This is a genomic window from Streptomyces sp. NPDC018029 (genome assembly GCF_044327655.1).
Taxonomy (GTDB): domain Bacteria; phylum Actinomycetota; class Actinomycetes; order Streptomycetales; family Streptomycetaceae; genus Streptomyces.
On record NZ_JBIRFV010000015.1, the window covers coordinates 1 to 14,464 of the forward strand.

Sequence of the window (14,464 nt, forward strand, 5' to 3'; positions counted from 1 at the left end):
ACGCCGGCGGGAAGACCCTCCAACGTCGCGACAAGCGCGGGTCCGTGCGACTCCCCCGCGGTCAGCCAACGCAACCTGCTCAACGGTGTGCTCCTCATGCTCGCGCCTCGAACTGCGGTCTTCGACGGCGCGGCCGGGTGCGCGGCCCTGGCCCGCCACCCCGATCCTCCCACGACCTGAGGCGCGACCTGCCGTCCGGTCCATCTGACGGACGTCATCGGCCCACCCCTCGGTCGCGCCTCGACCACGGCGCGACCAGGGATTTACCGGGCGGCGAGCGCGCGCTCCCCCGCCTTGCGCATGGCGGCCAGCGGCGCGGGCGCGCGACCCGTCATCTGCTCGACCTGGAGCACGGCCTGGTGGACGAGCAGGTCGAGTCCGCTGACGACCGCCCCGCCGTACGCCGACCAGCGCGCCGCGAGGTCGGTGGGCCACGGGTCGTACAGCACGTCGAAGAGGGTGGCGGGCCGCTCGGGGACCAGACCGGCCAGCGCGTCCGTGGTGCCCGCCGGGGTCGTGGCGATCACCAGGGGGGCGGTCAGCGCCTCGCGGGCGTCCTCCCAGGCCTCGGTCCTGACCTCCACGTCGAGGCGTTCGCCCCACTGCCGCATCTCGGCGGCGCGGGCGTCGCTGCGTACGTAGACGACGACCTCGCCCGTGCAGATCCGGGCGAGCGCGGCCAGCGCCGACGACGCGGTGGCGCCCGCGCCGAGGATCGCGGCCGACTCGACCTGTTCGATGCCGTGCTCGCGGAGCGCGGCGACCATGCCGGGGATGTCGGTGTTGTCGCCGGTGCGCCGCCCGTCGGGGCCGAACACCACCGTGTTCACCGCCTCGACGGACGCGGCGGTCTCGCTGATCCCGTCGAGCAGCGGCATGATCGCCCGCTTCAACGGCATGGTCAGCGAGAGCCCGGCCCATTCGGGGCCGAGTTTTTCGACGAATTCGGGCAGGGCCGCCTCGTCGATCTCGAAACGGTCGTACGTCCAGTCGCTCAGGCCCAATTCCTCGTACGCCGCGGTGTGCAGCACCGGGGAGAGTGAATGGGCGATCGGGGAGCCGAGGACTGCGGCTCGTCGCTTCTGCGCGCTCATTGCCCCTTCAGGTATTTCTCGCGGTTCCGGTTCTGTTCCTCGTTCGTTTCGGCGAAGAGCGTCTTGTCCTCGCTGACGGAGACGAAGTAGTACCAGTTGCCCTTGGCGGGATGCAGTGCGGAATTCAGCGCCACCTCTCCCGGGTTTCCGATCGGCCCGGGCGGCAGGCCCTTGATCTTGTACGTGTTGTACGGGTCCTTGAGCTTGCGGAGCTCGTCGACCGAGCCCGTCGCCAACTCGGATTTGCCGCGCAGGTAGTTCACCGTCGAGTCGAAGTCCAACAGGCCGTATGTCTCGGTGTTGTTGGGCTTGAGGCGGTTGTAGACGACCGTGGCGACCTTCTCGAAGTCGTGCTTGTACTTGCCTTCGGCCTGGACCAGGCTCGCCACGGTGAGAAGTTCGAGCGGATTCTTGAGGTTCAGGTCCTTGGCCTTGGAGGCGAGGCCGAGCTCGTCGTACTTCTCCGTCGCGTGGGCGACCATGTTCTTGAGGACGTCCGCGGGCTTCTGGCCCTTCGCGACCGGATAGCTGGAGGGATAGAGGAATCCTTCCAGTGGGTCCTTGATGTCCTTGTTCGTATTGGCCCAGGCAGGAAGTCCGAGGCTCCGCCATTCCTTCTTGGCCACGTTTTCCGTGGTGCCCTTGGCCACGTCGAGGCGGTCATCGATCTGCTCGTAGACCCAGACGTTCCGCCGGCCCTCGGGAATGATGAGGTTGCTGCGGCTCTTCGGGTTGAGCATCAGCGCGACGGCGCTCTTGGCGGACATGTGCTTCTTGAGCGTGTAGACGCCCGACTGAATGGACTTGCCCTGCTGGTGCTGCCCCTGGGCGGAGACGAACGCGTCGACGCTCTTGACGACGCCCGCGTCCTTCAGCTTCTGCCCGATCGCGTAACCGCTGGAGGCCTTGGGGATCTCGACGACGGCCGTCCCCGAGCCCTCACCCGCGTAGTCCGGCGCCGTGCCGAAACGGTCCTGGTAGAACTGGTAGCCGAAGTAGCCGACTCCGCCGAGGCCGCCGCCGAAGACGAGCGTGACGACCAGACAGGCACAGCCGTTGCGGCGCTTCTTGGGCTTCTTTCCGCCACGGCCGCCGCGCCGGTCGCCCCGGCGGCCCGCCCCGTCGTCGTCCTCGGCGTCGTCGCCCGCGAAGAAGGCATGTTCGCCCTGGTCAGGACCCGGGTCCCAGTCCGTCTCAGAGTCGGACCCGGACTCGGGGGGCCCGGGCGAGCGTCGGCGACCGGGCGGCTCCGGCGGCGAGTAGGCGTCCGGCGTGGAGTAGTAGTCGTGGCTCTCCGAGCCGTAGCCGGCCTGCTGAGCGCCGTAGGGGTCCATCGGGTCGCCGCTGTAGGGGACCTGGCCCTGCTGACCGGTGTCCCAGCCACCGTCGCCACCGTTGTAGCCGTGCTCGGGGCCGCCGTTGTAACCCTGGCCGGAATCGCCGTTGTAGCCCTGGTCCGAGCCTCCGTGGTAACCCTGACCGGCGTCGCCGTTGTACTGCTGCTGGCCGCCGTACTGCTGTTGCTGTCCGTAGGCCTGCTGCTGTCCGGTGCTCCAGTCACCGCCGTACTGGGAATCGTGCGACGGCTGCTGCTGGTGCGGCTGCTGATGCTGGTGCGGCTGCTGCGGGTGGTACTGCCCCTGGCCGCCGTAGGTGGACGTGCCGCCCGAAGGCTCCTGTCCTCCCCATCCGCGGTCCCCGTACAACGGGTCCTCCGGATGCCACGGTTCGGAGCCTGGGCCCCGGCCATACTCAGTCATCGATCCCCTACATGCCGCGAGGCGGGGCCGCCGTCGGGATGGCCGGGCAACCGTTCCGCCTCTTGATGCTGTGCGGCAGCTGTTCGAACGCCGCCGCATCGCGCGGAACGTTACCGTATCGCGATCAGATGACCACTTCGACGCCCTCGCCGGGAGCTTTACCTGACGCCCGTTCGGACTCCAGGGCCTGCTGCAGGATGATCACAGCCGCCGCCTGATCGATGACAGACCTGCCCTTTTTGGACTTCACGCCGGAGGCGCGCAGCCCCTGACTGGCCGTCACTGTGGTCATCCTCTCGTCCACGAGCCTCACCGCAATGGGGGCGACCATGCGGGCGAGGTCCCGGGTGAACGCGCGGACCTTGGCGGCCGCCGGGCCCTCGCCCCCGTTCAGGGAGCGAGGGAGGCCGACGACGATCTCGATCGGCTCGTACTCGTCGGCGAGCTGCTTCAAGCGGCGCTGGGCGGCCGGGACATCGCGCCCCGGCACCGTCTCCACCGGCGTGGCCAGGATCCCGTCGGGGTCGCACGAGGCGACCCCGATGCGGGCGTCCCCGACGTCGATGGCGAGGCGGCGGCCGCGGCGCATGCCCCCTGACTGCCCTGCCGACTCCGTCATCAGGCCGTCTCGGTGACGAGGCGCTCGACGGCGGCGATGGCGTCGCCGATGGCGGCCGGGTTCTGGCCGCCGCCCTGGGCGACGTCCGGCTTGCCGCCGCCACCGCCGCCGAGGGTCTTGGCGGCCGTACGGACCAGGTCGCCGGCCTTGAAGCCGCGCTCACGGGCGGCTTCGTTGGTGGCGATGACCGTCAGCGGCCGGCCGTTGGCCGTGGTGAAGAGCGCGACGACGGCCGGGCGGTCGCCCTGGATGCGGCCGCGCACGTCGAGGACCAGCTTGCGCAGGTCGTCGGCGCCCGTGCCGTCCGGCACCTGCCCGGTGACGACGGCGACACCGCGCACGTCCTTGGCGGACTCGACGAGACCGGCGGCGGCCTGGAGGACCTTCTCCGCGCGGAACTTCTCGATCTCCTTCTCGGCGTCCTTCAGCTTGGCGAGCATGCCGGAGATCTTCTCGGGCAGCTCCTCGGGACGGCCCTTGACCAGCTCCTGGAGCTGGGCGACAACCGTGTGCTCCTTGGCGAGGAAGTTGTACGCGTCGACGCCGACCAGCGCCTCGATGCGGCGCACGCCGGAGCCGATGGAGGACTCGCCGAGGAGCTTCACCAGACCCAGCTGGGCGGTGTTGTGGACGTGCGTACCGCCGCACAGCTCCTTGGAGAAGTCGCCGATGGTGACGACGCGCACGCGCTCGCCGTACTTCTCGCCGAACTCGGCGATGGCGCCCTGCTTCTTCGCGTCGTCGATCGACATGACCTCGGCCTGGACGTCCAGTTCCCTGGAGAGCACCGAGTTGATCTTCTGTTCGACGTCCGTCATCACGGCGGTGGGCACGGCGGACGGCGAGCCGAAGTCGAAGCGGAAGCGGCCGGGCTGGTTCTCGGAACCGGCCTGGGCGGCCGTCGGGCCGAGCGCGTCGCGCAGCGCCTGGTGGGTGAGGTGCGTGGCGGAGTGGGCGCGGGCGATGGCGCGGCGGCGGTGGGCGTCGATCGACGCCCACACCGGGGCACCCACGGTGATCTCGCCGACCTGGACGACACCCTTGTGGACGTGCACGCCGGGCACCGGCTTCTGCACGTCACGGATCTCGACGATCGCGCCGCTGTCCAGGCGGATGCGGCCGGTGTCGCCGATCTGGCCGCCGCCCTCGGCGTAGAACGGGGTGCGGTCGAGGACGATCTCGACTTCGTCGCCCTCGGTGGCGGCGGGCGAGGAGACGCCGTTGACCAGCAGGCCGACGATCTGGGCCTCGTTCTCCGTGAGGGAGTAGCCGGTGAAGTCGGTGGCGCCGGAGGTGTCGGCGATCTCGCGGTAGGCGTGCAGGTCGGCGTGGCCGGTCTTCTTGGCCATGGCGTCGGCCTTGGCGCGGTCCCGCTGCTCCTTCATGAGGCGGCGGAAGCCGTCCTCGTCCACGGAGAGGCCCTGCTCGGCGGCCATCTCCAGGGTGAGGTCGATGGGGAAGCCCCACGTGTCGTGCAGCAGGAACGCCTTGTCGCCGGAGAGGACCTTGCCGCCGGCGGCCTTGGTCTCGGTGACGGCGGTGTCGAGGATGTTCGTGCCGCCCTTGATGGCCTTGAGGAAGGCGGCCTCTTCGGCGAGGGCGACGGTCTCGATGCGCTTGCGGTCGGTGACGAGCTCCGGGTACTGCTGCCCCATCGTCTCGATCACGACGTCGACGAGGTCCTTGACGACGGGACCGGTGGCGCCGAGCAGGCGCATGTTGCGGATGGCGCGGCGCATGATGCGGCGCAGCACGTAGCCGCGGCCCTCGTTGCCGGGGGTGACGCCGTCGCCGATGAGCATCGTCGACGTACGGATGTGGTCGGCGACCACGCGCAGGGAGACGTCCGTGCCGTGCTCGGCGCCGTAGCGCACGCCGGTGAGCTCGGTGGCCTTGTCCATGACGACGCGCAGGGTGTCCGTCTCGTACATGTTCTGTACGCCCTGGAGGATCATGGCGAGACGCTCGAGACCGAGACCGGTGTCGATGTTCTTGGTCGGCAGCTCGCCGAGGATCTCGAAGTCCTCCTTCGAGGTGCCCTCGCCGCGCTCGTACTGCATGAAGACCAGGTTCCAGATCTCCACGTAGCGCTCGTCGTTGACGGCAGGGCCGCCCTCGACGCCGAACTCCGGGCCGCGGTCGTAGTTGATCTCCGAGCAGGGGCCGCAGGGTCCGGGCACGCCCATGGACCAGAAGTTGTCCTTCTTGCCCAGGCGCTGGATGCGCTCGGCAGGGACGCCGACCTTCTCGCGCCAGATCTGCTCGGCCTCGTCGTCGTCGAGGTAGACCGTGATCCACAGCCGCTCGGGGTCGAGGCCGAAGCCGCCCTTCTCGACGGGGCTGGTCAGCAGCTCCCAGGAGAGCGTGATGGCGCCTTCCTTGAAGTAGTCGCCGAAGGAGAAGTTGCCGCACATCTGGAAGAACGTGCCGTGGCGCGTGGTCTTGCCGACCTCTTCGATGTCGGGCGTGCGCACGCACTTCTGCACGCTGGTGACGCGCGGCGCGGGCGGCTTGACCTCACCCAGGAAGTAGGGCTTGAAGGGCACCATGCCAGCGGGGACGAGCAGCAGAGTCGGGTCGTCCGCGATGAGCGACGCCGAAGGGACGACGGTGTGCCCGCGCTCCTCGAAGAAGCTCAGCCAGCGGCGGCGGATTTCAGCCGACTCCATCAGTGGTCCTCATTCCAGTTGTACTGCGTCTTCTTGTGGTTCGTGTTACTGCTGGGGTTCTTGCTGAGATGGTTCTCGATGACCGCGAAGCGGCGCGAGGCGGGCAGCTCGGCGTCGGGGTGGTCCCGCAGCCCCAGCGCCTCGTCCAGTTCGGCCTCGCGCTCGGCCATGCCGTCGCGGATGTCGAGCGCGAAGTCCTTCAGGCGGTGGCCCGTCTCGATCGCCTTGTTCGCGGCCTGCGCGGCGAGGCTCTCGGGGGTCAGCTGCTTGAGCTTGCGGTTGACCTTGGTGGTGGCCCATACGCCGGCGGCTGCGCCCGCGGTGAACCAGAACGTACGGCGGAACATCGCTGCGTCAGTCCCTCTTACTCCGGTTGGCCCGCTTGGTCCGCCGTGCGGACGGGACGGTTCGGCCCACGATCACCGTACGACGGGACGGCCTGGCGGGCATTTCCTCTGCCGCGGGGGCGGCCTTGCGGCTGATGGCCCTGCGGACGCCGTAGCCGAACGCGGCGACCTTGACGAGCGGGCCACCGAAGGTGGAGGCGACCGTCGTGGACAGCGCCGACGCGTTCGACGTGACCTCCTGGACGTCGGAGGCGATGGCGTCGACGCGGTCGATCTGCGTCTGCGCGGAGCGCACCGCGGTGGAGGCGTCCGCCAGCAGGGGCACCGCCTGCTCGGTCACCTCCGCGACGAGCTTGGTGGTCGCCCTGAGCGTCTGGGCCAGCCTCGCCAGTGCCACCGCGAGGAAGGAGACCAGGATCGCCCAGAAGACGGCCACCAGGATCCCGGCAACCTCTCCACCGGACACTTGGCACCGCTCCCTGAATCTCGTCCCTGAACTTCGTACCTGAACATCTAAAAGTCGTCCTCCGACCCTATCGCGCCGGTGGCGTCGCTCCGTACCGCATTCCCCGCCGCTTGCCCAGGAGTTGCCCGGCATGATTGTACGGAGCGCAAACGACTGGGTACGCTCCGTACCCCATGCGACCCTCTCAGCCCGGCAATCTCCCCCTGGAACTGAACGCCTTCGTCGGGCGCGAGACCGAACTCACCGAGCTCACCGCCGCGTTGGAGGCCGGGCGGCTGGTCACGGTCACCGGGGTCGGCGGGGTCGGGAAGTCCCGGCTGGCCGTGCGGGCCGCGGCGCGGAGCGGACCGCGCGACGGCGCCTGGCTGGTGGATCTCACGGCGCTGCGGGACCCGGACCTGCTCGACCACGCGGTCGTCGAGGCCCTGGAGCTGACGGACCACACGAAGAGGCCGCCGCGCCAGGTGCTGCTCGGGCACCTCGCGGAGCGGGAACTGCTGCTCGTCGTCGACGGTTTCGAGCACCTCGTCGACGCCTGCGCCTCGCTGGTGCGCGATCTGCTGGTGCACTCCCCCGGGCTGCGGGTGCTGGCCGTGGGGCGCCGGCCGCTGGAGACCGAGGGCGAGCGGCTCTTCCCGCTCGCGCCGATGCCCTGCCCGGAGGCGGCCGCGCTCTTCACCGACCGTGCGACGGCCGGTCTGCCCGGTTTCGTCCTCGACGACGGCAATCGCGCGGACGTCATGGAGCTGTGCCGGCGTCTCGACGGCATCCCGCTCGCCGTGGAGCTGGCCGCGGGACGGCTGCGGGCGCTCTCGCCCGCGCAGCTCCTCGCCCGGCTCGACGACCGGTTCCGGCTGCTCACCGGCGCCCGGCGCGACACCCCGGCGCGCCATCAGACGCTGCGGACCGCGATCGGCTGGAGCCACGAGCTGTGCGCGCCGCGGGAGCGGCTGCTGTGGTCACGTCTCTCGGTGTTCGCCGGACAGTTCGACCTGGAGGCCGCCGAATACGTCTGCGCCGGGGACGGGCTGCCCGCCGATGATGTGCTTGACGTACTGGACGAGCTCCTCGCACAATCCGTCCTCACCCGTGAGGAGGGGCCCTCGGGGGTGCGCTACCGCATGCTCGACACGGTCAGGGCCTACGGCGCCGACTGGCTGGCGGCGGCGGGCGAGAGCGCACGGATGCGGCGCAGGCACCGCGACTGGTATCTGGGGTTCGCCACCTGGTGCGAGCTGGACTGGTTCTCGCCGCGCCAGCAGGAGATCGCCGCGCTCGTCGACGCCGAACTGCCCAATCTGCGGGCCGCGTTGGAGTTCTGTCTGACCGAGCGGGACGAGACCCACCTGGGGCAGCACCTCGCCGGAACGCTGTGGTTCTACTGGGTCGGCTGCGGAAGGCTCACGGAGGGCAGGCACTGGCTGGACCGGGCCCTGGAACTCGACGGCGGCCACGAGGAGCCGCGGCTCAAGGCGCTGTGGGTGCTCGGCTATGTGGCGGTGCTGCAAGGGGACGCGGCCGCCGCGCTGGCCGCGCTGCACGAGTGCCGTGACGGCGCGCACCACGCGGGCAGCGCGATCGCCGCGGCGTACGCGGAGCACCGCATCGGCTGTCTGGCCCTGGTCACGGACGACCTGCCGCGCGCGGAGACGCTGCTGCGCGCGGCGCTGGAGCGGTACCGGGAGATCGGCGAGCTCAACAGCAATGTCCTGATGGGGCAGACGGAGCTCGCCATGGTGCTGGCCTTCCGCGGCGAGCTCGCCGCCGCGGTGGAGCTCTGCGAGGATGTGCGCCGGGTCTGCGAGGACCACGGCGAGCGCTGGACCCTCGCGTACGCCCTCTATGTCCTCGGCTACGCGGCGTGGACCCGCGGTGAGGCGGCGACGGCGCGCGAGCTGCTCGCCGAGTCGCTGGATCTCGACCACCGCTTCCACGATCTGCTCGGCACGGTCCTGTCCATCGAGCTGCTGGCGCTGTTCACCGCGGCGGAGGGTGATCCGGCGGAGGCGGCGGTGCTGCAGGGCGCCGCGTCCCGCATCTGGACCTCGGTGGGTCTGCCGCTGTTCGGCTCGGTCCATTTCGGCGGGCCGCACGTGCTCTGTGAGCGGCAGGCCCGCGAGGCGCTCGGCGACGAGCGGTACGAGGAGTGCGTGCGCGCGGGGGCCGCCCTCGATCTGGAGGCGGCGGTGGCCCGGGCGCTGCGCGGCGGCCCCGAAAACGACCGAACCCGCCGCCTCCCCCACCACGAAGGGCGGGGAGGCGACGGGCTGCAGCAGGGTGAGCTACGTCCGGGTCAGCGGGCGTAGTACTCGACGACGAGCTGCTCGTCGCAGATCACGGGGATCTCCTTGCGGTTCGGGTCGCGGTCCAGGCGGAAGGCCAGGGCCTTCAGGTTCACCTGGAGGTAGCGCGGGATCTCGCCGTCGGGGGCGAAGCCACCCTCGCGCGCGACCTGGAACAGCGGCTTCTCACGGCTGCGCTCGCGGACCATCACGACGTCGTCGGGACGGACGCGGTACGACGGCTTGTCGACCTTGCCGCCGTTGACCTCGATGTGGCCGTGCACGACCATCTGGCGGGCCTGGTAGATCGTGCGGGCGATGCCCGAACGCAGAACCAGGGCGTCGAGACGACGCTCCAGCTCGATGACCAGGGCCTCACCGGTCTTGAGCTGCGTCTTGGACGCACGCTCGTAGGCACGGACGAGCTGGCGCTCGGAGAGGTCGTACTGCGCGCGCAGCCGCTGCTTCTCGAGCAGACGGACCTTGTAGTCCGAGTTCTGCTTGCGCCCACGGCCGTGCTCGCCCGGCGGGTAGGGGCGGGCCTCGAAGTACTTGACGGCCTTCGGGGTCAGCGCGATGCCGAGGGCACGCGACTTCTTGACCTTGGGGCGGGACTGGTTCGGCATGAACCAACCTCTCTGTTCTTAAGTGAAATCGGCTTCACCAGTGGTTAGGGGAGGTCGCAATCCGCAGCCTGGGAAACCCGGCTCGTCCTGATGGACGGGCCCGGCAGCCGCTCCCTGGTCTGGGCACAATGTGCAGCACGCGAGTGGCCCACCGACCGATTCCCGGTGCTCCGGGGTGGTGGTGGGCTGCCCGCGACACCTTCAACGGTGCGCGACGCTCCTGGATCCCCCTTGCCTCGCGGCGGTGGGGCTCCGGCTGGATGTCCCGTTCTGGTGGTGCCGGTACGAGACCGGACACGGGACGCAGCACTCCGGTCAACTATACCGGGTGCGGCGAGATGCCTCAGCCCTCGGGCTGCTCGCCCTTGAGGCGGGAGCGGACACGCTCGACCACGTCGGCGTATCTGGCCTCCGCTCCGTACCTCGTCGGCTGGTAGTAGCGCTTGCCCTCGATGGTATCCGGCGCGTACTGCTGGGCGGCGATGCCGCCGGGGACGTCGTGCGGGTAGACGTACCCCTGGGCGTGGCCGAGCTTGGCCGCGCCCTTGTAGTGGCCGTCGCGCAGGTGGGGCGGGACGGGCCCGGCGAGGCCGCCGCGGACGTCGGCCTGGGCCTGCTGGATCGCGATCGTCGCGGCATTCGACTTCGGGGCGAGGGCCAGGGCGATCGTGGCGTGGCTGAGGGTGAGCGCGGCCTCGGGGAAGCCGATCATGGCGACGGCCTGGGCGGCGGCGACGGCGGTGGGCAGCGCGGTCGGGTCGGCGAGACCGATGTCCTCGCTGGCGGAGATCATCAGGCGCCGGGCGATGAAGCGGGGGTCCTCGCCCGCCTCGATCATGCGGGCCAGATAGTGCAGGGCGGCGTCCACGTCCGAGCCGCGGATGGACTTGATGAGGGCGCTCGCGACGTCGTAGTGCTGGTCGCCGTCGCGGTCGTACTTCACGGCGGCCCGGTCGACCGACTCCTCCAGGGTCTGGAGGGTGATCTCCCTCTCGCCCTTGGCGAGCGCCGAGCCCGCGCCCGCCTCCAGGGCGGTGAGCACGCGGCGGGCGTCACCGCCGGCGATGCGCAGCAGGTGCTCCTCGGCCTCCTCGGGCAGCTCGACCGCGCCGGCCAGGCCGCGCTCGTCGACGAGCGCCCGGCGGAGCAGGGCGCGCAGGTCGTCGTCCGTGAGCGGTTCGAGGGTGAGGAGCAGGGAGCGGGAGAGGAGGGGCGAGATGATCGAGAAGTACGGATTCTCGGTGGTCGCCGCGATGAGCGTCACCCAGCGGTTCTCGACGGCGGGCAGGAGGGAGTCCTGCTGGGCCTTGCTGAAGCGGTGGATCTCGTCGAGGAAGAGGACGGTCTCCTTGCCGTGGCCGCCCATCGCCCTGCGGGCGCCGTCGATGACGGCACGCACTTCCTTGACGCCCGCGGTGATCGCGGACAGCTCGACGAAGCGCTTGTTCGTGGCCTTGGAGACCACGTACGCGAGGGTCGTCTTGCCGATGCCCGGCGGGCCCCACAGGAAGACCGACGAGGGTCCGGCGGGGCCGCCGCCGCCCTCGCCGACGAGGCGGCGCAGGGGCGAGCCCGGCTTCAGCAGATGCTGCTGGCCGACGACTTCGTCGAGGGTACGCGGGCGCATCCGGACGGCCAGGGGGCTGCTGGACGGATCCTTCTCCTGGCGGTCTTCGGCTGCGGCGGTGAACAGGTCGGGCTCCACGTCGAGAACCCTATGTCACCCCACTGACAATCCCTCCGGGCGCCGGTCAGGCCCAGAGGTCGGCGCCCCAGCGGGTGAGGATCAGCATCGCGATGACGCCGGTGTGCATCACCGGCAGCGCCCAGGTGAAGTCGGCCAGGAAGCTCTTGGCCCAGGCCGGCGCGGGCAGGAAGCCGGCCCGGATGTTGAAGGACGTGATGTACCAGAACATCAGGAGCGTGGCGATCCAGGCCAGGGTGCACCAGAGGCAGAGCGCGTTGATGTGGTAGAGCGACTGGATCATCAGCCAGGTGCAGAACCCGACGCCGAACAGCGCGCCCGCGTTGAACGTGAGCCAGTACCAGCGCGGGAAGCGGGCCCCGGCGAGGAGGCTCATGCCGACGCAGATCACGATGCCGTAGGTGACCAGGCCCAGCATCGGGTTGGGGAAGCCGAAGGCCTCGGCCTGCTCGCTCTTCATGATGCTGCCGCAGGCGACGACGGGGTTGATGCTGCAGCCCGGCTGGAAGTTCGGGTCCTTCAGGAGCTCGAACTTGTCGATGGTGATCACCCAGGAGGCGAGCAGCCCGGCGGCGCCCGTGATCACCAGCAGCAGGGCGAGCGCGCGGCTGCCGCCGACGGCGCCGGGAACGTCCGTGCGCTTCCGCTCGTCCGAGGCGTCGTCCTTCGCTGACATCGTTTTGCTCATCACGCCGTTCCGTCGCTCGAGGTGTCCGCGGGCACGCACATTGTGCCGTATGCGCCTGTGGGTCCACCGTTCGATGGACATAAGGAGGCACGGACGGGGGACGAGTCGAAGGGGGCGAGGCCACGGGCTCACCCCGTGACCTCGCCCCCGGTCGTCGGCCGTCCGCGAGGCGCTACTTTCCGAGCCGGTCCTTCAGGACCGTCACGATGTCGTCCACCGCCACCGCGTCCTGCTCACCGGACTCCATGTCCTTGAGCTGGACGACGCCGTCCGCCAGGTCGCGCTCGCCGGCGACGACGGTGAAGCGCGCGCCCGAGCGGTTGGCGTTCTTCATCGCGCCCTTGAGGCCCTTCCCGCCGTACGAGAAGTCCGCCGCGACCCCGGCCCTGCGCAGCTCCGTGACCTTGGCGAAGAGGACGCGGCGCGCCTCGTCGCCGAGCGGTACCGCGAAGACGCTGGTGGACGCGGGGAGTTCGAGCTCGACGCCCTCCGCCTCCAGGGCGAGCACCGTGCGGTCCACGCCGAGCGCCCAGCCGACCGAGGGCAGCGAGGGGCCGCCGATCATCTCGGACAGGCCGTCGTAGCGGCCGCCGCCGCCGACCGCGGACTGCGCGCCCAGGCCGTCGTGGACGAACTCGAAGGTGGTGCGGGTGTAGTAGTCCAGGCCGCGGACGAGCTTCTCGTCGTCCTCGAAGGCGACGCCCGCCGCCGTGATCAGCTCGCGGACCTGCTCGTGGTACGCCTTGCACGCGTCGCACAGGTGGTCGCGCAGCGAGGGCGCGCCCACCAGCTGCTTCTGGACGTCGGGCCGCTTGTCGTCGAGGACGCGCAGCGGGTTGATGTCGATACGTCGACGTGTCTCCTCGTCCAGGTCCAGGCCGCGGAGGAACTCCTGGAGCGCGGCGCGGTAGACGGGGCGGCACTCCTTGTCGCCGAGCGAGTTGAGCAGGATGCGGAAGTTCCGCAGGCCGAGGGCGCGGTACGCCTGGTCGGCCAGGATGATCAGCTCGGCGTCCAGCGCCGGGTCCTCGGCGCCGATCGCCTCGGCGCCGACCTGGGAGAAGTGCCGGTAGCGGCCCTTCTGGGGGCGCTCGTACCGGTAGTAGGAGCCCGAGTACCAGAGCTTGACGGGGAGGTTGCCCGCCTTGTGGAGGTTGCCCTCCAGGGCCGCGCGCAGCACGGACGCGGTGCCCTCGGGGCGCAGCGCGAGCTCGTCGCCGCCCTTGGTCGTGAAGGCGTACATCTCCTTGGTGACGATGTCGGTGGACTCACCGACACCGCGCGCGAACAGCTCGACGTTCTCGAAGCCGGGCGTCTCGATGTAGCCGTAGCCGGAGTCGCGCAGCGGCGCGGCGATCGCCTCGCGCACCGCGAGGAACTTCGCGGAGTCGGGCGGCAGCAGGTCGTACGTGCCCTTGGGGGCCTTGAAGGTGCTCACGGGAGTTCTCTCGTCACATTCCTCGTCGCGGGGCGGACGTGTCGTCCGGACCCAGGCCGGCGGCCACCTGCCGCAGATACGGGTTGGTGGCGCGCTCCTGGCCGATGGATGTCTGGGGGCCGTGGCCGGACAGCACCACGGTCGAGTCGTCGAGCGGCAGGCACACGCGGGCCAGCGACTGGAGGATCTCGGTGTGGCTGCCGCCGGGCAGGTCGGTGCGTCCGATGGAGCCGGCGAAGAGCAGATCGCCCGAGAAGAAGACCGAGGGGATCTCGGCCGTCTCGGGCATCTGGAAGGTCACCGACCCCTTCGTATGGCCCGGCGCGTGCGCGACGGTGAAGTCGAGACCCGCCAGCTTCAGCCCGGCGCCGTCGGTCAGCTCGCGCAGGTCGTCGGGCTCCCCCACCGTCAGCTCGCCCATGAGCGGCATCCCGATGGAGCGCCCGAGGGCCTTCTCCGGGTCGCTCATCATGTACCGGTCGGAGGGGTGGATCCACGCGGGCACGTCGTGCGCTCCGCACACCGGGACGACCGAGGCGACGTGGTCGATGTGGCCGTGGGTGAGGATGACCGCGACGGGCTTGAGCCGATGCTTCTTGAGTGCGTCCTCGACTCCCTGGGCGGCCTGGTGGCCCGGGTCGATGATCACGCACTCCTCGCCTGCGGCGGGGGCGACCACGTAGCAGTTGGTGCCCCAGGCCCCGGCGGGGAACCCGGCAATCAGCACGATCGTCCTTCATTCGTCGTCCGGCGGGAGGGAGCCACGGCCC

12 protein-coding genes and 1 pseudogene are annotated in these 14,464 nt (G+C 70.3%); 2 read left to right on the plus strand and 11 right to left on the minus strand.

Going from position 1 to position 14,464, the window contains the following annotated elements; genetic code table 11:
- Positions 1-180 (plus strand): hypothetical protein (locus ACH4D5_RS34785; protein WP_398311295.1); only part of this gene is annotated, 180 nt, incomplete at its 5' end.
- Between the two features lie 83 nt (positions 181-263).
- On the opposite strand, the gene ACH4D5_RS34790 is transcribed toward ACH4D5_RS34785, so the two are convergent.
- From ACH4D5_RS34790 to ACH4D5_RS34815, 6 genes are all read right to left on the minus strand, one after another.
- Entirely contained in the window at positions 264-1,094 is an 831-nt protein-coding gene (locus tag ACH4D5_RS34790) for a shikimate dehydrogenase (RefSeq protein WP_398310824.1), read from the minus strand.
- Complete coding sequence (gene mltG / locus ACH4D5_RS34795; RefSeq protein ID WP_398310827.1) at positions 1,091-2,854, minus strand: endolytic transglycosylase MltG; 1,764 nt, start codon at positions 2,852-2,854, stop codon at positions 1,091-1,093. The genes ACH4D5_RS34790 and mltG overlap by 4 nt, the downstream gene beginning before the upstream one ends.
- A gap of 124 nt (positions 2,855-2,978) precedes the next feature.
- On the minus strand, positions 2,979-3,473 hold the full coding sequence (gene ruvX, locus ACH4D5_RS34800; protein ID WP_398310830.1) for a Holliday junction resolvase RuvX: 495 nt from the start codon (positions 3,471-3,473) through the stop codon (positions 2,979-2,981).
- Complete coding sequence (gene alaS, locus ACH4D5_RS34805; protein WP_398310833.1) at positions 3,473-6,142, minus strand: alanine--tRNA ligase; 2,670 nt, start codon at positions 6,140-6,142, stop codon at positions 3,473-3,475. The genes ruvX and alaS overlap by 1 nt, the downstream gene beginning before the upstream one ends.
- Positions 6,142-6,489 carry a DUF6167 family protein gene (locus ACH4D5_RS34810; protein ID WP_398310836.1) on the minus strand — a complete coding sequence of 116 codons (348 nt, stop codon included), beginning with the start codon at positions 6,487-6,489 and terminating at the stop codon, positions 6,142-6,144. Before ACH4D5_RS34810 ends, alaS begins: the two co-directional genes overlap by 1 nt.
- 7 nt (positions 6,490-6,496) lie before the next feature.
- Positions 6,497-6,955, minus strand: coding sequence for a DUF948 domain-containing protein (locus ACH4D5_RS34815; protein ID WP_398310839.1), 459 nt, complete (start codon positions 6,953-6,955; stop codon positions 6,497-6,499).
- A 173-nt stretch (positions 6,956-7,128) separates the two neighbouring features.
- On the opposite strand from ACH4D5_RS34815, the pseudogene ACH4D5_RS34820 reads away from it, so the two are divergent.
- A pseudogene (locus ACH4D5_RS34820) lies at positions 7,129-9,223 on the plus strand (ATP-binding protein); the annotation flags it as partial.
- Between the two features lie 25 nt (positions 9,224-9,248).
- On the opposite strand, the gene rpsD reads toward ACH4D5_RS34820, so the two are convergent.
- The 5 genes from rpsD to ACH4D5_RS34845 form a co-directional block, all read right to left on the minus strand.
- On the minus strand, positions 9,249-9,863 hold the full coding sequence (rpsD, locus tag ACH4D5_RS34825; protein ID WP_125511570.1) for a 30S ribosomal protein S4: 615 nt from the start codon (positions 9,861-9,863) through the stop codon (positions 9,249-9,251).
- A gap of 343 nt (positions 9,864-10,206) precedes the next feature.
- The gene (locus ACH4D5_RS34830) at positions 10,207-11,568 is read right to left on the minus strand and encodes a replication-associated recombination protein A (RefSeq protein WP_398310843.1); all 1,362 of its coding nucleotides are present in this window, start codon (positions 11,566-11,568) and stop codon (positions 10,207-10,209) included.
- Positions 11,569-11,614: 46 nt separating this feature from the next.
- Positions 11,615-12,244 carry a vitamin K epoxide reductase family protein gene (locus ACH4D5_RS34835; RefSeq protein WP_398310846.1) on the minus strand — a complete coding sequence of 210 codons (630 nt, stop codon included), beginning with the start codon at positions 12,242-12,244 and terminating at the stop codon, positions 11,615-11,617.
- 184 nt (positions 12,245-12,428) lie between these two features.
- Positions 12,429-13,694: a histidine--tRNA ligase gene (gene hisS / locus ACH4D5_RS34840; RefSeq protein ID WP_398310849.1), complete on the minus strand. Its 1,266-nt coding sequence runs from the start codon at positions 13,692-13,694 to the stop codon at positions 12,429-12,431.
- A gap of 13 nt (positions 13,695-13,707) precedes the next feature.
- A complete protein-coding gene (locus ACH4D5_RS34845) occupies positions 13,708-14,421 on the minus strand; it encodes an MBL fold metallo-hydrolase (RefSeq protein WP_398310852.1) in 714 nt (237 codons plus the stop codon).
- Positions 14,422-14,464 lie beyond the last annotated feature (43 nt).